Origin of the sequence: Oscillibacter sp. KLE 1745, from assembly GCF_000469445.2 — a bacterium.
Taxonomy (GTDB): Bacteria; Bacillota; Clostridia; order Oscillospirales; family Oscillospiraceae; genus Oscillibacter; species Oscillibacter welbionis.
The window spans coordinates 51,295-73,564 of the sequence record NZ_KI271675.1 but is presented as its reverse complement, the minus strand read 5'-3'; the positions used below and the strand labels follow the sequence as shown (position 1 = coordinate 73,564).

The following is a 22,270-nucleotide window of genomic DNA, read 5'->3' as shown; positions in this document are numbered from 1 at the left end:
TGCCGTCGTACCGCCGGTAGTACCCGGCGCAGATCCGCCTGCCCGCCATTGCTGCACCTCCTCTTTTTCTGCTTTCAGTATAGCGGAGCATGGGCCTTCTGTAAATGGCGAAAGGCTTTTCTTTGTTTTATTCCCCCCGCAGAATTTGAGGCGGATGCGTCACTCATTTTCCAAGCAGATTTGGTATCCCACACCCCAGGCGGTTTCAATTAGATGGGCCATACCGTGTTGACCAAGTTTTTTCCGGAGTTCCCTGATATGGTACTTGATTGCGTCATCCGCATAAATATCATAATTTCCCTTCCAGGCAATCTCGAAGAGTTCTTCTTTCGTCACGATCTCCCCAATGCGATCCACAAGGAGCTGCAGTATATCAAACTGTTTCGGAGTCAGGCGAAGATTCTCTCCATTCAGGAAAGCCTTCCGCAGGTTCAGGTTGATTTTCAGGCCGATGTCGGCGATCTGAATCGTAGCGTATTCTCTGGTATTGGCGCTCAGGTATCGGCGCATCAGAGCCGAGGCATGGGCCAGAAGCAGTTCCTGATCCAGTGGTCCTTCTACGGGGAGGTAGGCGTCCGCTCCGGCATTCAGCACCTCGATTTCCTCCTGCCTGGAATAGCAGGTAGACAGGACAAGAATGGGGGCCTGTTCCAACTGGCGCAGACGGCGGACAACTGCCATGCCGTTCATCTCGGAAAAATGAATATCCAAAATTATCAGGATGTAGTGGAATCGGGAGCATCGATTCACTGCTTGGACATAGGAGGCCGCATAATCGATTTCCAGACAGGTGTTCCGCAGGCTTTCTATAAGTTGTTGGTACAATTCACGCCTCTCTGTGATGATCAATGCTTTACGACGCACGAACTTTTCCCTGCCAATTACTCAATCTGAATGGACACGCTCCCGGTCACGCCCTCGGCCCAGACGCCGAGATAGACGCTTCCACCGCCCACCTCGATGGTGTCGGAGTAATCCCCGCTCTCGGACAGCAGGAGCACCGGTTCCTCCGAGCCGGAGCACAGGAAGATGGCGGCCTCCCCTTCCTCAATATCGAGAGAGCAGGTGAGTTCTACCATGTTCCCGGCCTCCCGGTCCAGCGTGGTGCCACCGAAGAGCAGTTCCGTACCGGAGAAGTCATCGTAGTCGGCCGCATAAGTGCCGGTATAGTCATCCTCGCCTGGGACCCGCTCCCCCTGCAGGGAACGGTCCGGCATCAGCGCCCAAGAGCCGGCGGTATCTACCAGCGAGCCGTAGGCGTCTACAAGGGCGTCCTTGACCAAATCGTCCGTGGCGTCAGCCGCGGCACCGAGGGCTGCATCTGTCATATCCGCCAGAGCGCCGGCGACCTGATCCGTTCCCTCCGCCAAGCCATTGAGTACCGCATCCGTCCCATCCGCCAGGGCCTGCATCATGCCAGAACAGCCGGACAGCAGCAGGGCACAGAGCAAGCCGCACGTCAGGAGCAGTCTCCATCTTTTTCGGCTCTTTCTCATCGCGTCATCCTCCCAGTCTGCCGGCGGCCCCGGCCCTTGGCCTTCTTCGGTTTCACCTGCGCTCCCTTGCTGCTGGGGCGGGACATCAGCAAGAGCACCGCAGTCAAGGCGATGACAACCCCCATGCCCAGAAGGGACAGCGGAATGCTGGGCGCCTGGGTAGCACCGTTGTATGCCTGCATATCAAAGCCGGCCAGTACCAGCGCCGCGGAGAAGGGGTAGGCGGAGAGCAGGAACCCGCTCTTGAAGAACAACATGCAGTACCCCAGGAAAAAGGTCAGGATGGAGCCGCCCAGATAGGCCCCCCGCATCTGGCCGAATATCAAAATCATGGGCATACAGACCAGGAAGGTGGCCAGCGCCGCGGCCACCACCTGTCCGCCCTGCTGGAGGATCACCCCCAGCGTCAGTCCGGGAAGCCCTGCCAGCGTCCCCGTGAGCACCGTCACAGCCACGCTGTAAAGGCCAAACAGCAGGGCCAGCAGGCCGGTGACCGCCAGTTTGCCCACTAAGAGCTTTGGGTAGGACACCGGGATGGTGAGCAGATTCTTCATCGTGTCGTGGGTATTCTCCCGGTCTGTGAGCCACCCGCCGATCATCACCAGAGAGATGGGGAGAAACACCTGGGTATTGCCCCACACTACATTGGCGAACAGGTGGATAAAGTCAAAGTTGGGGTCCCGGATCTCCGGGTTCACAACCAACTGCGTTCCATACTGGGCCACCGGGCAGAGGGCCAGGGCCACAATCCCCACCAGCAGGATCTGGCATCGCCGCAGCTTCCGCCACTCCGTTTGCATGATATTCCACATATGCTGCACCTCCTCAGACGCCCTGACGCTTGTAGACCAACGCGATCAGGGTCAGAAACACTGCCGCCTCAACACCGGTCACCAGAAACGCCTGGGCGGTATTCAGAAAATAGGGGCTGATCCGCTCTAACAGGGCCGCCATCTCGGCACTGGGGCCGGAAAAGTCGAGATACTGAAAATACCAGCGAAAGGTCAGCGGTCCGGGCAGCAGTGTCCCCAGGTTCAGGCCGAAGGGCTGTGTGGTAAAGATCTCGCTCATACTGAAGATGTAGTTGACGGCAGTATAGAAAAAGGTGATGATCACGGAGATGATGTAGCTCCGGTTCAGCAGCACCACCAAAAGGATGCAGGGCAGGGCCCCGGCCCACATCATGATCCCCTGGCCGAGCCCCACGAAAAAGAGCCGCAGGAAGCCCACCGGCTCCCACCCAGCGGCCAGCACGATGAACAGGATCACCAGACCGCCCACCGCCATAAAGGCGATGGCAAAGAGAAGCAGCAGCATCATTTTTGCCATAGCCAGAGCGGGCTTGCCCACCGGCACCGTCATCAGGTTTTTCAGCGTGTCGTTGTCCTGCTCTTCAAAAAGCAGGTTGGAGGCCAGCACCACCAGGGCCGGCATCAAAAGCAGATAGGCGCTCATCTGGAACAAGGTGGACATCATGCCGTCCACCGCCTCGGCCCCGCTGGTGAACTCCTGAAAATCCGGCAGAAAGAGGGCGCATCCCAGAGGGATCAGTGCGGACACGGCAGCGGCGGCAAAGAACAAAGGCTTACGCCGCAGCTTGGCAAATTCACACCACAGGAGATCAAGCAATGCCCTCACCCCCTGTGATACGCTTGAAGTAGTCCTCCAAGGTGTCCTCATAGAGATGGGCGTCAGACACCACCAGTCCGGCTTCCACGAACCGCCGCACCGCCGCGCCGGTGTCCAGACGCAGATCCCGGACTGTCAACTCCCGCCCGTTCTCCACTGCAACATCCCGCACACCCATCTCCTTCTGGAGCAGCTGGGCGGCCACGGTTGCGTTGGACACGGTAAAGCGGAGGACTTTCCCGTTCTTCTGTTCCAACTCCACAAGGCTCTCCTCCTCCAGAAGAACACCGTGATCAATGATCCCGATGTCGTCGGCCAGCAGGGCGATCTCGGAGAGGATGTGGCTGGAGATCAGGATGGTCTTGCCCCGCTCCTCGCACAGCGCCCGGATGAAATCCCGCACCTCGGCAATGCCGATGGGGTCCAGGCCGTTGATGGGCTCGTCCAAAATCAGCAGCTCCGGGTCGTGCATCACCGCCAGGGCGATGGCCAGCCGCTGCTTCATGCCAAGGGAGTATTGGGCGTAGCGTTTCTTGTCCCGGTAGGGCAGGTTCACCAGTTCCAGGGCGCTCTTGATATAGTTGGGACTCTTGAGACCCCGGAGCCGGGCGAAGATCTGCAAATTCTCTGTTCCGGTCAGATTGGGGTAGAAGCCCGGGGACTCGATGAGACTGCCGATGCGGGGCAGGATGCGCGTTTCATTCCCCTTCAGCGGCTGGCCGAAGAGGGACACCGTGCCGGATGTGGGAGCGGTCAGGCCCAGAAGCATCTTCATGGTGGTGGTCTTTCCCGCTCCGTTTCGTCCTAAAAGGCCGTAGATGCGCCCCATCTGCACATGGAGATCCAGGTTGGAGACGCTGACCTGATCCCCGTATCGTTTGGTGAGTCCTCTGGTTTCGATGATACAGTCGCTCATAAGCGGTACCCTCCTTTACGTTGTGCCAACAGGATAGCACCCGTACCTTGAGATAACGCTGAGCCAACCTTAATTTATCTCTGAGATTTTCTGAAAGACATGGGCAGGCCGTTGCTTTGGCGGTATAATAAAGCCAGTGGAAGGAGGCGAACCATGTGGAACCTAAAATCTTATTAGTAGACGATGACCGGGATCTTTTGGAGATGCTGTGCTCCATCTTTCGGCGGGCAGGTTATGCGGATCTTGTGACCGCCTCCTCCGGCCCGGAAGCCCTCCAGGTTTGGCGGGAGCAGCAGCCGGCGCTGATTGTCTTAGATGTGATGATGCCGGGAATGGATGGGTTTGAGGTCCTGCGGGAGATCCGCCGCACCAGCCGCATCCCCGTTCTGATGCTCACTGCCCGGGGTGAGGCAGAGGACCGCATCGAGGGTCTGGAGACCGGGGCGGATGACTACCTCCCCAAGCCCTTCCTGCCCAAGGAACTGCTGCTCCGGGTGGGGGCCATCCTCCACCGGGCTTACCCAGAGCCAACCCGGACGGTAGAACTGGCCGCTTCCACAGTGGACCTGGAGAAGGCGGAGGTACGGAAAAACGGGGCGCAGATTTCCCTGACCGCCAAGGAACTCCAGCTGTTTCAAAAACTCTATGAGAACGCCGGGCGGATCGTCACCACCGGCATCCTGTGCGAAACCATCTGCGGCGCGTTCTGGCAGGGCTATGAAAGCACTCTCTCCACCCACATCCGGCACCTGCGGGAAAAAATCGAGGCCGATCCCTCCAAGCCAGTCTCCCTGGTGACGGCCAAAGGACTGGGCTACCGGCTCAATTTGAAGGGGGTGAAGTCGTGAACTCGGTGCAGCGTTTTTTCCGGCGCTATATCACCTCCACCATTGGGATCTTACTGTTGTTCTTTGCCGTTAATATTGCCCTGCTCCTCGGCATCCTGACCGCCGGATATATGAGCGGGCCGGAGGACGATGTTTCGATCCAGGAAATCCAAGCCCACCTCACCCTGCGGAACGGGATCTGGACGGCAGATGAAACCGTGGCCGTCTCGCTGCAAGAAAACGACGCCTGGGCGATGCTACTGGATCAAAACGGTGCGGTAGTCTGGGAGCAGGGTATGCCGGAAGAACTGCCACGGGCCTATACCAGCGCCGGGATCGCGGCCTTCAGCCGTTGGTACCTTCAGGATTATCCGGTAAAGGTATGGGGGCAGCCGGACGGGAGGCTGATGGTGGTGGGATTCGCCCCCGGCACCCAGGCCAAATATTATTTCTCTATGGAAACCTCTTACCTGAAGATGCTTTTAGTGGGGGCAGCGATGGCCCTGCTCATCAACCTGCTTCTGCTGATCTCTTTGTTCCTGCGGAACACCCGGCGGGTGGAAAAGGCTATGTCCCCGATTTTGCGGGGAATTCAGGACCTGAGCCAGGGACAGCACCACCATCTGGAGGAATGCGGGGAGTTGGCGGAGATCAACGCCGGACTCAACCGGGCCGGAGATTATCTGATGCAAAAGGACAACACCCGGGCGGAGTGGATTCGCGGGGTCTCCCACGACATCTGCACGCCCCTTTCTATGGTGCTGGGCTATGCCGGCGAACTGGAGGACAACGACGCCCTCTCAACCGAGGCCCGGCAGCAGGCCGGGATCATCCGGCGGCAGGGAGAGCGGCTGAAATCCCTGGTGGACGATCTGAATCTGACCACCAAACTGGAGTATGCCCTCCAGCCTATCCGCCGGGAGACGGTCGATCTGGTGGAGATCGGCCGTCAGGCGGTGAGCGAGGTGCTCAACGGCGGCCTGCCAGATCGGTATGAGCTTGAATTTTCCGGAGAGCGTCCAGGATGTACCGCCTGCATGGAGGGCGATGCCGCCCTTCTGCGGCGGATGCTGGATAACCTGATCCGCAACAGCATCGTCCACAATCCCCAGGGCTGCCATATCTCCGTCATGATAGGCGCGGAGGAGGAGCGATGCACCTGCATGGTGACAGATAATGGCGTTGGAATAGATGCCGCCCGGTTGGAGGCGCTGAACCGGGAGGCAGATGTCTCCAGCACCCAGGGCGGTGAGCACGGCCTGGGCCTCAAACTGGTGCGGCAGATCGTAAAGGCCCACGGCGGGACGGTGCGGTTCCGGCATGCTGTACCACAGGGACTGGAGGTATCCATATCCTTTTCTGAAAATGCAAGTGGCAAACACGTTTAAACTGTCCTCCGCTTTGGTACAATAAGCAGGGACTTTCTTTTGTATACTGCCCCGTAAAACTTGAGTCGCTGCCGGCGAAATGACTTGTACCGTTTCTGGTTTAGAGTTACCATATCGAATGTTCAGAAAGCAGAAAATGCCTCCCCTCTACGCCGACGGATGTACTATCGGCAAAAGACGGGAGGCATTTTTGACCACATTTTCAGCCACAGTGCGGTGCGGAGCACATGGAAACAGTGGCTTTAGAGAGTGACGGAAAGCAAATGAAACGGAACGGAAACAGTATAAATTGAGCGGAAATTATGCAAAAAATCTTTTCCCACTTCTTTGTATATGCATATTAAAAACTGATATGCCTGATGTGTTCATGAAGTAGAATTGGGGCAACAGTCAGTTGCTTTGCTTTTTGCTCCCGCTGTGGTACAATCCGGGCAAGGTGGTGATCAACATGGAACCCAAAGAAATCCTTCTGAAACTGCGCACCAAGTGGGGACTCTCCCAGGAGCAGTTGGCGGAATAAGTGCATGTGACCCGTCAGGCAGTCTCCCGCTGGGAGACCGGCGAAACGGTGCCCAACACAGAAACTTTGAAGCTGCTCTCCAGGCTGTTTGATGTCTGCTGGGCTCGCCCAGGCAACTGATCTGTCAGTGCTGTAGCATGCCCCTAGAGGATGCCAATATCAGCCGGGAGCCGGAAGGTACTTTCAACGAGGAGTACTGCAAATGGTGTTATGCCGACGGGAAATTCATCTACACCAGCCTTGAGGAACTGCTGAAATTCCTGGAAAGTCACATGTCCAATGAAGCCTGGCCCCCGGAGCAAGTCAGAACCTACTTTGAAGCTCAGCTGCCAAAACTGAACCACTGGAAACAGAACGAGATATGGACCCCCTCTGAAATTCGCGGTTTTTAGAGGGAAGTTTTCCCCCTATCTTATATTTAGAATCGATATGCTGGTTCTGCTGAGATAAAGAGTCGACTTGCTGTTTTTTCAAAACATATATAATTAAGATAATAGCTTTTATACTATGAATGTTGTGTGACTTTGTGATTATGTGACAGTTTGCTGATATGTATACAAATTCAATCTGGCACAAATATGTGATTTGCATCTAAATGATATGTCCCCGAATTGGTACAACTGTATCTAAGCATATATAACTTACAATTGAGGGTTCGAATTGTAATATAGCGTCTATATTGCAAAATTAAGGAGAAATAAAGATGTCAGGAGTAACAAAGCACATTTTTGAACGCGAGATTACTGATATTTTATCAATGTGGAATTGTCAGATAAAAACTATACAGCTATTATTGCCACGGGAATACTCAAGTAAGGAAATAGCAGATTTATTAAAAGAATTTTATCCGCATGAATGGCACTCTGTAGAAATTAAGTATATTTATTATCAAACAAAAGACCGCCATATTAAAAAAAGGTTCGGGTATTACAGATATAATATGGAAAGGCCAGAAGTGTTATTGTTAAAGGCCAATCAATGCACGAAAATTCTATCTAAGAAATATCGACACATACACTATGATAACTACTCAGAAGAGAAACGGATAGCTGCACAAGAGAATCTTCTTAAACAAAGAAAACCGAAAATCGAACGGATAAATCAAAAAATCGAGAAAGCATTATCTAAGACACAACAAGTAACCCCCTCTTTTATAGATCAGTTAATTGGTTTATACGAAAGAAAACGCACAAGCCAAAAAGATAGGCGATATATACTTTTAGAGCTCAAAAAATATTATAGTGATAGAATAATTCAATTTTTCTTTAAGCTAAATGACACTGAGTTAAATAAACAGCTTCGTATGGAAGCATTTAATCATTTGCAAAACTTTAATTATCACCCCAGATTGAGGAAACAAAAGTATATGCAAGTACAGACAAAAAACAAATCAAGAAGAAAATTTCTCAAAGAAATATATCCTTTTGAGACATATGAGATTCCTAAAAATCCTGCAGAACTCGAATATCGAATAGAAAATTCAAAAGAACAAAGAATCAAAGAATATGATTATTTCATATCTCATAGTAGCAAGGACAGTAGTTTTGTCCAGAAATTAATAGAAGCAGAAAATCAAAGAGGTAAAAATATATTCTGTGACTGGATTAACGATGCGGACTATTTAAAACGCCATTTGCTTTGTGGTGCTACATTGAAAGTAATAGAAAAACGTATGGAGCAGTCTACGGCGATGATTTTTGTTGTATCGGAAAATTCATTAAATTCTGTTTGGTGCAAATATGAATTGAATTACTTTACAGATTTGGGCAAGCCAATCTATCAAATATCTAAAGAATCAATAAATCAGAAAGATTTTTCTCTTAAAGAGATGAATGACGATTGGTTTTTAGATATTGATTATAAAAAAATGGCTTTAATTGAGGGCAAAAAGTTAAATTAGCATTGGAGGTAAATTCATGGAAAATAAGTATAAACATATGGATTATATTCAATCTGCAATATCAAGAATGGCATCTAATGCCTTCTATCTAAAAGGTTGGAACATTACCATTATTGCTGCCATTGTGGCATTATCTTTCAAAGAAAGTGATTGGAGAATGTATGCTTGCGCACTGATTTTGAATATTGTGTTCTGGTTTTTAGATGCGTATTACCTAAAGCAGGAGAAACTTTTCAGAGAATTATATAAAAAGATTTCTCTTATAAAAAATGATGATGCGATTGATTTTTCAATGGATACAAGCGAATTTAAACAAAATGTACCTGCTATTCCATGTATCATGATAAAAAATATTTCTACAACTCCGTTATATTTTTCGATATCTGTAATCCTGATAATTCTAATCTATATTACCTATGTTTAAATAAAAATATTTTTATAAAACCAATTGAATGGGGATGTTATTTAAGTGGGGCATAAGATTTTTGTTTCCTACAAATATGCAGATAATAATGTTTATAATATTTTGGGAAATGGATATTGGGGTCTCTGCACAGCAAGGGACTATGTTAATATAATTGAAGAGAAGCTCGGAAATACTGATAATATTTATAAGGGAGAGTCTGACGGCGAAGATCTTTCTCAGCTTACGAATGAAACGATTTGGAGCAAACTAAAAGATCGTATTTACGATAGTTCTATAACAATTGTACTTCTTTCTAAAGGAATGAAAGATCCTTTAAAAGCGGAACGATATCAATGGATCCCACAAGAAATTTCTTATTCTTTAAGGGAAACACCTCGCAAAAACAAAAACGGCGATAGTATAACAAGTCATACAAATGCTTTACTGGCGGTTGTCCTTCCTGATCGGACTGGAGATTATAGCTACTTTATGCAATCAAAAAGCTGCTGTCCAAGTGGATGTACATATTATAATAAACAAAGTCCTTTTATTTTTGATATTATGCGCGGAAATTTATTTAATCAAAAATTACCAGATAGAAATGTTTGCGCTGATAATGCTACAGTTTATTACGGAGATTATCACTATATGCTTTGCGTTAAATGGAATGATTTTGAGAAGGATATGAATGTATATATTGAAAAAGCCCTCAATATTCAGGCAAAAAAGGATGAATACGATATTCAGAAAACGATTTAGGCAGAACGTAGCTGGTTTAAATAAACATTACTTAATACTAATTATGTAACGGTGGTGTTATCTCTGTTTGGGCTACCGGGCATCCTCGATCCAGTTTTGAGTTGCTGCGACGCTTAGTGATATTCTGTGGCAGAATGCCTGCAACAGGCATAGAATACAAAGTAAAAATATAAGCCATCCGCATTTGAATGCTGCTTACGGATGGCTTATTCCTATTGCTCCAGTATTTTTTGTATCATCTCATAGTGCTTGGCTACCGTATGCCGGGTCACCTTAGCCCCCTTGGCAATGGTGCTATAGTTCGTCTCGTCGGGGTAAATTTTCATATACTCCCAAATCTGCCGCTGCTTCTTGGTGAGTTTCTCAGGTGATGGGATTCCTCGCAGCCTGTCCAGGATTGCCTTCCGCTCGGCGTTCAGCTGCTGGATGAGTACCTTCAGCTTCTCCTCACACTCCTCCCGGGTGTGGGCGTAGACACATTTGGAATGTTTCGTGCCGTCCGGCCAGGTGGGCGAGTAGCGGCCCTCGAAGAGGTGGTCGTTGATTTGGGTGATGCAGCCGGTTCCCGGCTTGCGGGTACGCCGCATGACCGGTTGGAAGTCGGTGAGCGGATTCTGCGCCGTCTCAGAAGAGTCCTCCGCCACTTCATTGCCAAGGCCCCGGTCAATTTTGGCAGCGGCTTCGCTCAACATGTCACTGGTAATATGCGTGTAGATGTCCAGCGTTGTAGCCGCCGACACATGGCCCAGCATGGCGGAGAGGGTCTTGATGTCCATGCCGTTCTCCAGCGCCATGGTGGCAAAGGTATGGCGCAAATCGTGAAATCTGATCTGCTTGCACCCAGCCCGCTCCAGAATGATATAGAGCCGCCGGAGCGTGGAGCCGGGCGTCAGCGGCATATCCAAATTCTTTGGGGAGGGGAACAGCCACCGGGACTTTGCCGTCTTTCGGTATTCCCGGAATACCTCCACCACGGCAGGCGGCAGCACCAATTTACGGATAGAGGCTTTTGGTTTGGGGACACTCAGCTGCATCTTTCCATTTACCTCATAGACCTGTTTGGTCACGGACAGCGTTCCGGTATCCAGATCCAGGTCGGACCATTGGAGGGCCAGCAGTTCGCCCCGGCGAAGGCCAGTGGATAAGTCCAGCAGGAACAGTTCAAAGTAGCCATCCGCCTTGGCCTGAATGAGAAATCGCTGGAGTTCCTGGCGTGACAGCACCTGCATCTCCGGGCTCCGCTTGGGCGGTAGCTTACAGCCCACGGCCGGGTTGGTTCGGATCAGGTTCTCTTGCACCGCCTGATCCAGCGCTGCCCGACATTTGGCGTGACACATTCGCACCATCCGATCGGACAGGCCCTTCCCATATTGTTCTGTGCGAACGAGTCGTCCCTTCTTTTTCAGGTAGGCATAGAATTGCTGGAGGTCCTTTTGGGTCAACTGGCACAGTGGAATCTTACCCAGCTGCGGGATGATATGCTGATAAATGGTGCTCTCATACGTGTTTTGCGTGGCGGGGCGGAGACCGGACTTGATGTAAGTCTGATACCAAAAATCCATCCACTCTCCGAAGGGCATATCGGCGCAGATCTTCTCGGACTTGGTGCTACCCACTGTTTCCATCAGCTTGGTCAACTTTTCCTGGCACTCGTGCTTGGTCTTGGCCAGCACATTTTTCGTTTTGGGAAGGCCCTTGTCGTCATAGCCCACCACGGCCCGGCCTTCCCAGCGGCCGTCCTTGCGCTGCCTTATGGTGCCGGTTCCGCTTTTTCGTTTCCTTGCCATGGGTTCAACTCCTCTCCCAATAGATTTTTCAGAAAGCCGCCCACTACATCGCTGGCGGCTCTCTGCATATCCGGCGTCACATGAGTGTAGGTATCCAGCGTGAACGATGCGTTGGTGTGTCCAAGGATGCCGGAGAGAGTCTTGGCATCCACACCGCTGGCCAGGGCATGGGTGGCGAAGGTGTGGCGTAAATCATGGAACCTGATGTGAGGCAGTCCTGCCTCTTTCAGCAGCACCTTCATCCAGTAGTAGGCAGCGCTGGGGCGCACCGGTTTCTCCGGAGCCAGCGGTTCCGGGAAGATCCACTGACTGATTGCGTGTTTTTTTCCCTCCTTTAATCGCTGGACAGTACTGGGGGGCAGACGGATGGTGCGTCTACCCCTCTCAGTCTTGGTTTCGCCGATCTCCATTTCACCCCGCTTAGGTACATTCACCGAGCGGAGGATTTTGAGCGTCCCAGCGTTCTCATCGAAGTCCCTCCACATGAGACCGCAGATCTCACCTCGACGAAGGCCGGTGGTCAGCTCCGTGTAGAAGAAGTCCCGCCAGATTTCGTTTTTGTCCACCGCCGCCAGGAAGGCATCCATCTGCTCCCGGTCGAGAACCTGCTTTGGTTTGTAGTTGCTCTTGGGCAGTTTGACGCCGTCTGTGGGGTTGTAGGGAACGATGTGATCCCGCTCCGCATCTTTGAGACAGCGGTGGAGCATGGCGTGGATGCGGAGCACCATGCTGTCCGACAGTTCGTGCCCATACTCCGGGTGGTCGTGGACGCGCCCCTCTTTCTTCAGCTTCCGGTACAACTTTTGGATGTCCAGCCGTGTGACCCGGGAGACGATCTTGCCGCCGAGATACGGCTTCACATAGCACCGAATGTACTGCTCATAGCTGCGCAGGGTGTTGGGACGCAGTGTGACGGCACCGTACTCCTCCATCCAGCGATCCAGCCACTCGCCCAGAGTCATGCGGCTGTCCTCGGTAAGCTGTGCGTCCTGATAGATATCCATGTCACGGTGAAGCTTAGCCAGCAGCTCTTTTTGAGTTTTGGCCAGCACATATCGGAAGATGGGTTCGCCGTTTTCCTTGTGGCCCACCACGATGCGGCCTTCCCAGCGGCCATCCTCCCGTTTGCGTACCATGCCGTCCCCGGATGGTCGTCTCTTTGCCATGTTGTTTCACCTCCAGTATTTCAGTTTCGTTTGTCGTGCGGTTACTGTGTAGACTATTTCACAGGAGGATACTTGTAAGGCTCCGCCACGCACTGGTAGAGCACTGCACCGCAGTGGCGGCAGATCAGATACCGCAGTCGGTTGCCCAGCATTCCGTGTTTCTTGAATGTGACCAGCGCTTTGCCGTGCTGCCAGCCAAGGCCGATGTCCTCGCATCCACAGTACTGGCACCGCTGAATGGGAAGTCGATTTGTCATCTCGATCACTCCTCCTGTTCCATTCTGCGGCAGACGCGTTCTGTCTCCTCCTCGCCGAAGGAGTACAGGCCGTCTGCTTCCAGTTTCTTGCTCAGCCCCCAGGCCAGTTTGAATCCTGCGGTGAAACTGGCCAGGGAAATCTCTTCTTTCAATAGATTCTGACTGTCCACCAGATGCATGAGCCTGCGGCGCTGCATCTTGTCCAGGCAGTCACGCACTTCCTGGCGGGTGTTCTCGATGTCCTCTTCCAACTCTGACACATCCGGCTCCCGGAAGAACCGCTGATGCAGGGCTCTCATGTAGTCGTTCATTGCGCATCGCCTCCTTATCAGCAACACACAATACCCGAACCTCTTTACAATATCCAGCCCTTATTTGAAACTTTTTTAGAAAGATTTTGCGGCTGTGAATGAGTTTTTATCTTTGTTTTGGCATGTCAGATTTTAATACGCCTACATCCCGCCCATGGTCATGCCACCCATGTTCTGCTCCTCCTCATGGTCATCCGGCTTGTGACCTATGGCGATCTTCTTCTGGCGGATCTTCTGGAACAGTTTACGGTCCGCTCTCTGTCTGCCCGGCGGGCAGGGCGGAATGGAGTTGTCCTGAAAGATGCGCCCCATGTGGTGGAGCAGCTTGGTGGCAGAGAGGAGCACATTGGGGCTGCGGTTGTCATTGAAGTGATCCAGAAAGAACTGGGCGTACTCATTTCCCTTGGACGCGGATTCCCAGAACCAGCGGTACGCCTGCTCTCGATCCCGAGCCACATCCTCTCCGGTGAGATACAGCTTGCCCAGGGTGTACTGCGCATACTGGTTCCCCTCCTGGGCGGCATTAGTCAGATACTCCACCGCCTTGACCGTATTCTTTGGGACATCCTTTCCCTCCAGATACAGTTTCCCCAGCCGGTAGGCGGCGTAGGAATTGCCCTGCGCCACCGCTTTCTCATACCAGGACACCGCTTCCTCCATCTGCTTTTGGCTTTGCAGCAGTTTACCAAGAGCGTACTGTGAGAAGTCATGACCGGCTTCGGCTGCACGTCGGAACCACAGCTCCGCCTGTTCGTCATCCGGCAGCACACCCATACCATCCCGCCAGCATTTACCCAGCAGGTGGGCTGCCACGGTGAAGCCAGCGTCCCAGAGCTGCTCCAGCATCCGCACCTGCTCCGCTTTTTCTTCCTCTGTGTTTTCATATACTGAGAGGATTTCTTTCGCGTTCTGGTAGGCCTCGGCCATCTGCCAGCGGGAGGACCAGGCGTAGTATACCTCCTCCTGGTCCTCATCCACTTCATCTTTCATGGCCGTATCTTCGAAGGTGAAGGTGCCCAGGCGCAGTTCCTCTGCCTCCCGGATGACCATATTCTTTATGGCCTTGAATTCCGGTTGCTGTGACAATGGTTTGTGTTCTCTTGGCGTGTCTTTGTAGTACCGCGCCAACTCATCCCGCAGCCGGTTCCAGTGTTCATAGCACTCCGCCACCTCCGGGAGCTTGGCCAGCTCATCCACGATGTCGTCCACCTGGGCCTTGGCCGGCTTTTTCAGATAGCCGTATACCTTCTTGCCCTTGACTTCAGATAACATTTCGGCCAGCGTTTCCATCTGCCCAGCGATGACAGGACTGTCGCAGAGGCCGGACTTCATCTCCCGAGTGAGACGGCCCATGGCTTCCATTGCCGCGTCCCGCACCTGCTGATAGGACAGATCCTTCTCTTGATAGAGGGACAACAGCTCGTCCTGGAAGATGTCGTTGGACAGCTGGGAGCGCATCTGCTCAATGCCTCGTTCGGTCAGGTAACCCTGCTTTGGATCATTGGACCATGCCATCATGTGAATGTGCGGATGATGCTTCTCATCGTGGAAGGCAGCGCACCACCGAAAGCTGCTGGGCGGAATTTTCATGGCTGCCGCCAGTTCTGTCTGATGGGCCAGCAGCAATCTGCGCCAGCTCTCACCGTTTTCGTAGCCCAGCCGTGCGGCATCCTCCCGTTTCAGGGAGTAGATGAAGGTCCACACCGGACCGGCGTGTGCGTTGATCTCCTCCATGGTTTGCTCCAGATCAGCAGCACCGTCTGCGAAGAACAGCCCGTGAGAGCGGGGCCGCTCCGCAATGTACTCCAGGTAACCACCGCCTGCCATGGGTTCCATCAGTTCCACACCATCTCGGGTGGCGATGTAGTCAGCGTAGTGTCCGCCGCTTCCCGGCTTGATGTAGCCGGACTTTTGAATGAGACCCTTCATTCCTCAATCCTCTTCTGAAACCGGAACGCATCCTGGAAGTCAATTTCCCCGTTGGTCTCTTTCACATTTTTCACGCAGCGTACCCGAAGTTTTTGCAGCGTATCCAGGCTAACATTGATATCGCTGGCAAGCAGATTCGCCATCAGATCCTGGTCTACTGCCTGCTTGAAAATCAGATGCCCCATGCGTTTTCCGAAAGCACCCAGCTTGCCCTCCAGCACATCCGAGAGGATACGAGGCAGATATTCCTCCGCGTGTTCCGTGTCCAGGTAGCCGGAATAGAACTGGATTGCCTTTTCGATGTACTCATTTTTGGTGGAGCAGTTGTCCGCCTGGTAGTGATGTTCCACATTGGCCCAGGCCGATTCGCTCAGCCACACCGAGTGTTTCTTCTTCGACTCTTTCATCTCCAAAATCGCCTCCTTTTCTCATCAGCGCCGCCTGAAATCCCACAACGGCGGGGATTCAGGCGCTTTTTTACAAGAACAGCGCCAATCTCAAAGCCTACTGGCCGAAACAGCGCCAACTTCAAATCCCCGAAACCGCCCGCACTGCGGGTGGTTGTGACTGCCCGGGCTCACAAAAGCGCCAGGGCTTTCTCCTGCTCTTCGTCCCTCCGTGGCCTCCGTCCCAAAGCCTGGCCCGAAATCGGGCCAAATCCGCTCCAAATCCCTCGATGGGGCAGGGACTCTACCCTGCCCGCAAGGAGGGCACACAGCGCCTCACAGGCCGCTGCAAAGGGGGATTCCTCTGCCGCAGGGGACGGCGCACTGCGGCTGGAAAATCCGGAAGTATTCCGCCGGGCCGGACACCAGATGCTGGCGCATCATCTCGCCGCATTGAAGCAGTCGGTACACAGTAATCTGATTGCAGAATTCAAATTCCGCACAGCGCTCTTTCGCAAAGGCTCTCTGCTCATCCGTGAGGTTGCCGCGGTTTTCATCGCAGAGGAACAGTGCCACAGCATCTTCGTCGATGGGCTCACTATGACTGGCGTTCCACTTGCTGATGATGTACTTTCGCTTGTCCACCATAGCCATGGCGCACAGGTTGGGATCTTCTTGAAGGATGCGGCCCAGTTCCTGCATCAGCATCCGGATACACACTCCTTTCTCTCCAGCGCGGCCAGGCGCTGCTTTGCCTTGTGTTGCTCCAATGCCAAGTCGGCCATGTCCATCTGCCGTTCATAGTAATGATCGATGGCCAACTGGATAGGCAGGATATGATAGAGCAGACGGCCGTTGCGCTTGCGGCCGTCTTTGGTGGTAACAGTCGTGCGCTCGGTGCGAATGAGCGACTGCTCCTCCAGCTCTGCTACATACTTGCGTACCGTGGTCACGCACATGCCCACGCCCTCACCGATCTCCCGGTAGCTAAGCAGACACTGATAGGTCTTGCGGTCCTCCCGGCGAAGCAGGAAACTGTATACCGAGATCGCGCCGCGGGACAGCCCCAGATCGTAGATCTCGTTGGGCAGTGGGAAATAGTTTTTGATAGGGTCCCGTTTGGTCCAGCTCTGCTTTCTCATTTCGCACCTCCAGACTGCTCCTCCGCCCACTGAATGAACTTTTCTTTCGGTACTACCATGCGGCTGCCCACACGGAGTGTGGGGAAACCAGGTTCGTGCATCACCTCGTAGGCGGTGGAGATGGACACGCCCAGCACCTGTGCCACCAGTTTTGCATTGAGAAACAGCGGCAGGTCGTCGTAGCTTTTACAGACTGACATCTTCATTTCAATACCTCCGATCATTTCCAAATACAGAGATAAATTGTTCTTGCGTTTCGGAGGTCTCTCTGATAAACTGAACACAGATTGGGCTGTGTTTTCCGAAACGCAGCGGGCCGTTGAACTGTTGCAGCAGTTCAGCGGTCTTTTTTTACGGTGACTGTCTTTTGCCTGTGTTTGGCCATCACCATACCTGTTCCAGCCCTGCGGCCTTGTTTGACGCGCACAGCGTTTGCTTCCCCTTGGCATGCTCCGCTGCTTCGCCCACAACAGCGTCATGGCAGTACTTCTCCGGGGAGTATCATCTCTGGTGATGGGTATTCTGTTTTCAAGGTGCAGTACCAGGAGGACAAGGAAAGTTTTCATTGACAAATTGCCTTCCTGATGTTAGACTAATAATAACTTTAATTAGACAGTCATCGCTGCGAGTGTATCTTAACACACCAAAATACGTTTGTCAAGTCTATTGAAACTCTAATTTAAAATTAGTCTATTTTAAGGAGCCGACTATGTGGTATGTGAAAATGTATTTCTCTGAAAAGCGGGAGTTTTTTCAGTGTGACGCCTCTGGCATACAGGGAGTACCGTCCGTTGATCGGGAGTTTCCATTCCTGGAGAGCCTGCTCACCTTTCTGGAGATGGATTGTGGGGAACTGACACCCATTCTCCAGCGGATCGCAGATCGTTGGAGTCGGCTGATTACAGAGTTTGACCGGGATGCCGGCACAGAGGCCATGGTGGAACTGGGCCAGCTGAAAAGTCGGCATATCTATCTGGAGCTTCTGTATGTGCGTTGGTATGACCGTTTCTCCAGAATGGGGATCTATGGTGACTGGGGCAGCGCGGAGGATGAGCAGATGTTGGCGGAACTGCGGGATCTCCCGGAGCAGCTTCTCCTCTATCAGAAGCAGGTGCAGCGATTCTTTGATTTAGTTCTGGATGTGGACAGCGCAGGGCGCGACCCACAGCAGCAGGCGGCTAAGAATTATCTTCACGATAGTCCGAAGGATCCCGGCCTGTTTCGCTTCCGCCCCATTCCGCTCAGCTTTGAGCCGGTGGAGCCGGGGCGGTGTTCGCCGGTTTTGTACTCTGCCAGCATTCCGGACATGATCGACTATTCTCTGCGCAGTTGTGTGGAGAGGGGCATTACGGTGCGGCGCTGCAAGAACTGCGGCCGCTACTTTCCGCAGACCGGACGGGTCAGCGCAGAGTACTGTGAGCGTCCGGTGCCCAGAGGACAGCAGACCTGCCGTGAGGCTGGAGCCTTCCAGCAGTGGACAAAGAAGCAGTCGGACGATCCGGTATTCAAGGCCTACCGCAAGGAGTATAAGAAGCGGTTTGCCTGGATCAAAGCCGGTCGCATTTCCGATACGGATTTTTATGCCTGGAGTGAGCAAGCCAGAGAGATGAAAAAGAAATGTGACCGCGATGTCATCACCCTGGAGGAATATGTGGAGTGGCTGAAAAACTCCTGAATCACTGACAAGAAAAAGAATACGGGACCGGCTTACAAAAGCCAGTCCCGTATTCTTTGTTTAGGCGATGTAGATTTTGCTTTGTTTACAGGCTGCCGTTATATTTATGGCTCTGTCTCATAGGGCCAGGTATTGATGCCGCCGAATTCGTAGATGTTGGTGTAGCCCAGGCCTGCCAGCGTAGAGGACGCGGTCTTGCTGCGGTTTCCGCTGCGGCAGTAAACCAGGACGGTAGAATCCTTTTCGGGGATCACCTCGGCGGCAGTATCCTCGTCGATGCTACCCACTGGCAGCAGGACAGCACCGGGGATGTGGCCGCTGTCGTATTCGTCCTGCTCCCGCACATCCAGGATGATGACCTCCTGGGTATCCATCATTTCTTTGGCTTCTTCCTGGGTGATCTGCACATAGGAGCTGTCCGAGGTGTTTCCACCGCATCCAGTCAGTAGCAGTAGGCAAAGCAGCAGAGGTAAAATTCGTTTCATTTGAGTTCCTCCAGAAGTCCGGCGGCAAAGTTCTTGTGGCCCTGCTCTGTGAAGTGTACGCCGTCATAGGCCAGGGGAATGTCCCATTTCCCGGCGTCAGCAAAGCGGATACCCAGTTGCTCCGCCAGGGTCTGACAGCACTTGGCAAAGGTGTGGGAGTCATCAATGAACTGCTGGTTGGGCACCCACTCGCCCAGGGTCATTGGCGGTGGTGCGATCAACAGGAGCTTGCTTCGATCCAGGGAGACACCGGAGAGGAACCGTGCCAGTCTCTCAGCGGCTTGCGTCGGGCTACACCCCTGGAGCAGATCATTGGTCCCCAGCATGACGATCAGCAAATCGGTGTCAGCAGGGAAGGCAGGAGCGGCAGAAGGGATCTCCCGGCCATTCTGTCCCATGTTGCAGACAGTCCAGCCGTTTTCCGTCGCCAGGATGTCCACCCACCGGCTGTTCCCGTCATAGCGTCCGCCGAAATAGCCGCGAGGGTCATAGCCGTAGGTGTTAGAGTCGCCGAAGCAGATGACATTCATCTTATGTTTCCTCTTCTCTTGGTAATAGCTCAGTTTTGTCAGCTGTTAGAAACTGCTGACCGAAGTGCCTGTTCTATGCGCGCCTCCTCTCCGCTTCCATCTGTCCGAAGCCGAAGCAGCGGAATCCCACACTGTTCAAAAATCCGGTTTTTCTTTTCATCTCTGTTTGCTTGGACACTCCCCGCAGCATGGAAGGCGGCACCATCCACCTCTACTGCAAGCAAAGGAGATTTATCCATACGACGGAACAAAAGAAGATCTACATGAGTCAGGGGATTCCGGACATATGCTGTTTCTTCCTCCGTCAACACGGAATAGTCCTTCACCAAGTTGACCAGGGACACATGGGCTGCGCAGTCCACAAAAGAAAACTCTGCTTTTTGAAGGATATTCTGGATCACAGCATAGGCAAGATTTTCCGAGTCGTATTCTGAAACCCGCCCATGCTTTTTCAGAAAGTCCCTCCGCTGCTCGGCATACCCCTGATAGAGCAGATCAAAAACAGAGTACACCGTGCTCTCAATCACCGCGCAGTTGTTGTATTCGATATAGCGAGCCAGATCGCCGTAGTTGGTTCGGTCGTTCTGCGGGTCCTGCGAGGTAATGACGGTCAATGATTTCACCGCCCTGGATACCGCCACATTTAGCATCCGTGGATCATCCACAAAGTCCGTAATGACATTGTCCACAGAGGTCAAAACGATGGCGTCTTTCTCACGGCCTTGGAATTTATGGACGGTAGCCACTTCCAATTCCTTGCCCAGCTGCGTTTGGATTGCCGCCACCTGATCCCGGTACGGCGTAATGATGCCAATGCTCCCATACCCCTGTCTCTCCAAGCTGGGAAGGACCTCTTGCCGAATCACATCAATTTGTCTCTGGTTTAGATGGCCACGGGCGTGGTTGCCGGGTGCTGTTCGGTACATGGTCAGGACATCCGGCTCTTCATGGTCCTCCGTCATGACGATGAGCTTCCCACCATAGAATTTCTGATTGCAGAAATTGATAATCTTGGGATGGCAGCGATAGTGTTCCCGCAGGAGAACGGTAGGGGCCTCCGGCCATGCGGCAATCGCAGAGGAGAGCAAACTGTGGGCGGTGAAATGATAAGTCTCTGGGAGAGAATACCGTCCCCAGATTCCCTCACTTTTCTGAATGTTCTGGTCGTCCAGCACATTGGGGAGCTGCTGGAGATCTCCCACAATGACGATATTCTTAGCACTGGCAAAGGCAAGTACGCCAGTGGCCAAATCCACCTGGGATGCTTCGTCCACGATGAGATAATCGTAGGTATGTTCAAAGTTTAGCGTGCCTTTGATGGAGTAGGTCGTACTCAGAATTACCGGATATTCCTGATTAAATTCTTTAGACTTTCCACGAAAATCCCGCATCTCAAAGCGTTGGCGGGGCTCTTTCCAATGGAACTTTTCACTTAGCTCCGCCTGGAATAACCGAAGAGACTTTTCCGTCAACTCCGCCATCTTTTCGTCAAAGGCATACTGCTCTAACCTCTTCTCCAGCTGAGCCCGCTCTTCCGTCAACTCTTGTCGGCGCACTACATAGAATTGCCGCTGCAGATACGGGATTACCAATTCCGGCGTCTGGAGGAATACTTTCAGCGCACTGCGATTGAAGCGAAACAGGATGGATATTTTTTGTAGCAGGCTCAATTTATTCTCCTGCTGGGCCTGCTGCTCGTACTCTGACCAGAGAGACAAAATCTTTTGAGCGGATAGCCCTTTCACCTCATCCCTTGGTGCCTGGGTGTAGGTGCTGTAGTACTCACCAAAATAGTGCTGCTCTGGTGTCAACTGGAGGAGTTCCTGTTCGATGGCGGCAATGCGATTCTTTCCGTTGAGCATCTCGCTGATCTCTCTGGAGAGAACAGTTACCTCCTGATCCAGTTGTGACTTCTCCTCCGCCTTCAGAACCCAAGCCGACATATCAGGATATTGACCTGTCTGTGTCTCCTGGAAATGCTCCTTATTGGCTCGACTTCCCAGAAAAGCGGTCAGAAAAGAGAGGCCTTTCTTTTCCAGTTTTTCCGCCACATTCAAAGTGGCGGAGTTGTTATTGGAGACAACAGCTACCGTCTGTCCGTTCCGAACAGCATTGGCAATGATATTCAAAATTGTCTGTGTCTTTCCGGTACCGGGAGGCCCCTGGATGATGCTGATCTGTGAGGAAAAAGCATTCTCCACCGCTGTTTTCTGGCTCTGATTCAGGCCAAAAGGATAGATGACTGCCTCGGGGAGCGTCCGCACCGCGGGCTTCTTGGAAGAATCCAGATAGCAGGATAGTACAGTTGCGTCGCTGACACTTTTGATTCGCTCGTACTGGGCACTCAGGATATTGAGCCCACCTTCGGCAACCAGACTGACCGCCGATGCCGTTTCTTTGAAATACTCAAAAACACCTGCCTGTTTCTGGTTCATAAGGCAGTTTTTCTGAAGTTCCACTTGGCTTTTGGAGCATGTAAGGACTTTTTTCCCCGTTCTGAGGAAGCGATAAAAGGGGCCAAAATCCAGAATCTCATCGACCTGCGAAAGAGGATTTCCGTCCACGGTAAGGATAAACTGCGCGGGATCAATTCGGCTTTGTACTTTTAGAAGCTGCACCTTTTCGGCGTGGTAGCGATAAGGCTTAGGAGACGTGGTATAGACCACCTCGCACATACCGTCTTGAAAACGGAAGCTGGCGACGGAGTCAGTTTTATCCTGCCCGTTGATCAGAAGCATATATTTTTTGCTGTCCATCGCAG

The 22,270-nt window shown here is 52.5% G+C and carries 25 protein-coding genes; 8 read left to right on the top strand and 17 right to left on the bottom strand.

All coding sequences use genetic code 11. From position 1 onward, the window contains the following. Positions 1–159: 159 nt before the first annotated feature. The 5 genes from HMPREF1546_RS02245 to HMPREF1546_RS02225 are packed head-to-tail and all read right to left on the bottom strand — an operon-like array spanning position 160 to position 4,041. A complete protein-coding gene (locus HMPREF1546_RS02245) occupies positions 160–864 on the bottom strand; it encodes a response regulator transcription factor (protein ID WP_083490943.1) in 705 nt (234 codons plus the stop codon). A gap of 17 nt (positions 865–881) precedes the next feature. Beyond that, positions 882–1,496, bottom strand: coding sequence for a hypothetical protein (locus HMPREF1546_RS02240; RefSeq protein ID WP_021747526.1), 615 nt, complete (start codon positions 1,494–1,496; stop codon positions 882–884). Then, positions 1,493–2,308, bottom strand: coding sequence for an ABC transporter permease (locus HMPREF1546_RS02235; RefSeq protein ID WP_021747527.1), 816 nt, complete (start codon positions 2,306–2,308; stop codon positions 1,493–1,495). The genes HMPREF1546_RS02240 and HMPREF1546_RS02235 overlap by 4 nt, the downstream gene beginning before the upstream one ends. A gap of 13 nt (positions 2,309–2,321) precedes the next feature. After that, complete coding sequence (locus HMPREF1546_RS02230; RefSeq protein ID WP_021747528.1) at positions 2,322–3,134, bottom strand: ABC transporter permease; 813 nt, start codon at positions 3,132–3,134, stop codon at positions 2,322–2,324. Continuing rightward, the gene (locus tag HMPREF1546_RS02225) at positions 3,118–4,041 is read right to left on the bottom strand and encodes an ATP-binding cassette domain-containing protein (RefSeq protein WP_021747529.1); all 924 of its coding nucleotides are present in this window, start codon (positions 4,039–4,041) and stop codon (positions 3,118–3,120) included. Before HMPREF1546_RS02225 ends, HMPREF1546_RS02230 begins: the two co-directional genes overlap by 17 nt. Positions 4,042–4,196: 155 nt before the next feature. On the opposite strand from HMPREF1546_RS02225, the gene HMPREF1546_RS02220 reads away from it, so the two are divergent. The 7 genes from HMPREF1546_RS02220 to HMPREF1546_RS18055 all read left to right on the top strand — a co-directional run bounded on the left by HMPREF1546_RS02220 (position 4,197) and on the right by HMPREF1546_RS18055 (position 9,841). Then, on the top strand, positions 4,197–4,889 hold the full coding sequence (locus HMPREF1546_RS02220; RefSeq protein WP_021747530.1) for a response regulator transcription factor: 693 nt from the start codon (positions 4,197–4,199) through the stop codon (positions 4,887–4,889). Next, the gene (locus HMPREF1546_RS02215) at positions 4,886–6,256 is read left to right on the top strand and encodes a sensor histidine kinase KdpD (protein ID WP_021747531.1); all 1,371 of its coding nucleotides are present in this window, start codon (positions 4,886–4,888) and stop codon (positions 6,254–6,256) included. The genes HMPREF1546_RS02220 and HMPREF1546_RS02215 overlap by 4 nt, the downstream gene beginning before the upstream one ends. A gap of 520 nt (positions 6,257–6,776) precedes the next feature. Next, positions 6,777–6,896 carry a helix-turn-helix transcriptional regulator gene (locus tag HMPREF1546_RS19825; RefSeq protein WP_021747533.1) on the top strand — a complete coding sequence of 40 codons (120 nt, stop codon included), beginning with the start codon at positions 6,777–6,779 and terminating at the stop codon, positions 6,894–6,896. A 17-nt stretch (positions 6,897–6,913) separates the two neighbouring features. Beyond that, positions 6,914–7,168 carry a zinc ribbon domain-containing protein gene (locus HMPREF1546_RS19820; protein WP_021747534.1) on the top strand — a complete coding sequence of 85 codons (255 nt, stop codon included), beginning with the start codon at positions 6,914–6,916 and terminating at the stop codon, positions 7,166–7,168. Positions 7,169–7,479: 311 nt separating this feature from the next. Next, positions 7,480–8,676 (top strand): toll/interleukin-1 receptor domain-containing protein, encoded by a 1,197-nt coding sequence (locus HMPREF1546_RS02205; RefSeq protein ID WP_036629344.1) that lies wholly within the window; start codon positions 7,480–7,482, stop codon positions 8,674–8,676. A 16-nt stretch (positions 8,677–8,692) separates the two neighbouring features. Beyond that, on the top strand, positions 8,693–9,100 hold the full coding sequence (locus HMPREF1546_RS02200) for a hypothetical protein (protein WP_021747536.1): 408 nt from the start codon (positions 8,693–8,695) through the stop codon (positions 9,098–9,100). A 45-nt stretch (positions 9,101–9,145) separates the two neighbouring features. Continuing rightward, on the top strand, positions 9,146–9,841 hold the full coding sequence (locus tag HMPREF1546_RS18055; protein ID WP_021747537.1) for a TIR domain-containing protein: 696 nt from the start codon (positions 9,146–9,148) through the stop codon (positions 9,839–9,841). A gap of 212 nt (positions 9,842–10,053) precedes the next feature. Here the strand turns inward: HMPREF1546_RS18055 and HMPREF1546_RS02190 are convergent, their stop codons facing one another. The 9 genes from HMPREF1546_RS02190 to HMPREF1546_RS02150 all read right to left on the bottom strand — a co-directional run bounded on the left by HMPREF1546_RS02190 (position 10,054) and on the right by HMPREF1546_RS02150 (position 17,025). Further along, positions 10,054–11,628, bottom strand: a complete 1,575-nt coding sequence (locus HMPREF1546_RS02190) for a site-specific integrase (protein ID WP_021747538.1) — start codon at positions 11,626–11,628, stop codon at positions 10,054–10,056. After that, positions 11,592–12,794, bottom strand: a complete 1,203-nt coding sequence (locus HMPREF1546_RS02185; protein ID WP_036629347.1) for a site-specific integrase — start codon at positions 12,792–12,794, stop codon at positions 11,592–11,594. The genes HMPREF1546_RS02190 and HMPREF1546_RS02185 overlap by 37 nt, the downstream gene beginning before the upstream one ends. Positions 12,795–12,847: 53 nt before the next feature. After that, a complete protein-coding gene (locus HMPREF1546_RS02180; protein ID WP_036629349.1) occupies positions 12,848–13,051 on the bottom strand; it encodes a hypothetical protein in 204 nt (67 codons plus the stop codon). Positions 13,052–13,056: 5 nt separating this feature from the next. Next, the gene (locus HMPREF1546_RS02175) at positions 13,057–13,362 is read right to left on the bottom strand and encodes a hypothetical protein (RefSeq protein ID WP_021747540.1); all 306 of its coding nucleotides are present in this window, start codon (positions 13,360–13,362) and stop codon (positions 13,057–13,059) included. 141 nt (positions 13,363–13,503) lie between these two features. After that, positions 13,504–15,291, bottom strand: coding sequence for a MobP3 family relaxase (gene mobP3, locus HMPREF1546_RS02170; RefSeq protein ID WP_021747541.1), 1,788 nt, complete (start codon positions 15,289–15,291; stop codon positions 13,504–13,506). Continuing rightward, positions 15,288–15,698 (bottom strand): hypothetical protein, encoded by a 411-nt coding sequence (locus tag HMPREF1546_RS02165; protein WP_021747542.1) that lies wholly within the window; start codon positions 15,696–15,698, stop codon positions 15,288–15,290. The genes mobP3 and HMPREF1546_RS02165 overlap by 4 nt, the downstream gene beginning before the upstream one ends. Positions 15,699–16,013: 315 nt before the next feature. After that, the gene (locus tag HMPREF1546_RS02160; protein WP_021747545.1) at positions 16,014–16,385 is read right to left on the bottom strand and encodes a hypothetical protein; all 372 of its coding nucleotides are present in this window, start codon (positions 16,383–16,385) and stop codon (positions 16,014–16,016) included. Continuing rightward, positions 16,379–16,819: a helix-turn-helix domain-containing protein gene (locus HMPREF1546_RS02155; RefSeq protein ID WP_021747546.1), complete on the bottom strand. Its 441-nt coding sequence runs from the start codon at positions 16,817–16,819 to the stop codon at positions 16,379–16,381. The genes HMPREF1546_RS02160 and HMPREF1546_RS02155 overlap by 7 nt, the downstream gene beginning before the upstream one ends. Beyond that, entirely contained in the window at positions 16,816–17,025 is a 210-nt protein-coding gene (locus tag HMPREF1546_RS02150; RefSeq protein WP_036629350.1) for a helix-turn-helix domain-containing protein, read from the bottom strand. Before HMPREF1546_RS02150 ends, HMPREF1546_RS02155 begins: the two co-directional genes overlap by 4 nt. Before the next feature lie 503 nt (positions 17,026–17,528). Here HMPREF1546_RS02150 and HMPREF1546_RS02145 point away from each other — a divergent pair. Beyond that, complete coding sequence (locus HMPREF1546_RS02145; protein ID WP_021747549.1) at positions 17,529–18,494, top strand: DUF6076 domain-containing protein; 966 nt, start codon at positions 17,529–17,531, stop codon at positions 18,492–18,494. Positions 18,495–18,598: 104 nt separating this feature from the next. Here HMPREF1546_RS02145 and HMPREF1546_RS02140 read toward each other — a convergent pair whose 3' ends face one another. The 3 genes from HMPREF1546_RS02140 to HMPREF1546_RS02130 are packed head-to-tail and all read right to left on the bottom strand — an operon-like array spanning position 18,599 to position 22,265. Further along, the gene (locus tag HMPREF1546_RS02140; protein WP_021747550.1) at positions 18,599–18,979 is read right to left on the bottom strand and encodes a rhodanese-like domain-containing protein; all 381 of its coding nucleotides are present in this window, start codon (positions 18,977–18,979) and stop codon (positions 18,599–18,601) included. Beyond that, positions 18,976–19,509 (bottom strand): GDSL-type esterase/lipase family protein, encoded by a 534-nt coding sequence (locus HMPREF1546_RS02135; protein WP_021747551.1) that lies wholly within the window; start codon positions 19,507–19,509, stop codon positions 18,976–18,978. The genes HMPREF1546_RS02140 and HMPREF1546_RS02135 overlap by 4 nt, the downstream gene beginning before the upstream one ends. A 38-nt stretch (positions 19,510–19,547) precedes the next feature. Beyond that, positions 19,548–22,265 (bottom strand): AAA domain-containing protein, encoded by a 2,718-nt coding sequence (locus HMPREF1546_RS02130; protein ID WP_021747552.1) that lies wholly within the window; start codon positions 22,263–22,265, stop codon positions 19,548–19,550. Positions 22,266–22,270: the final 5 nt, after the last annotated feature.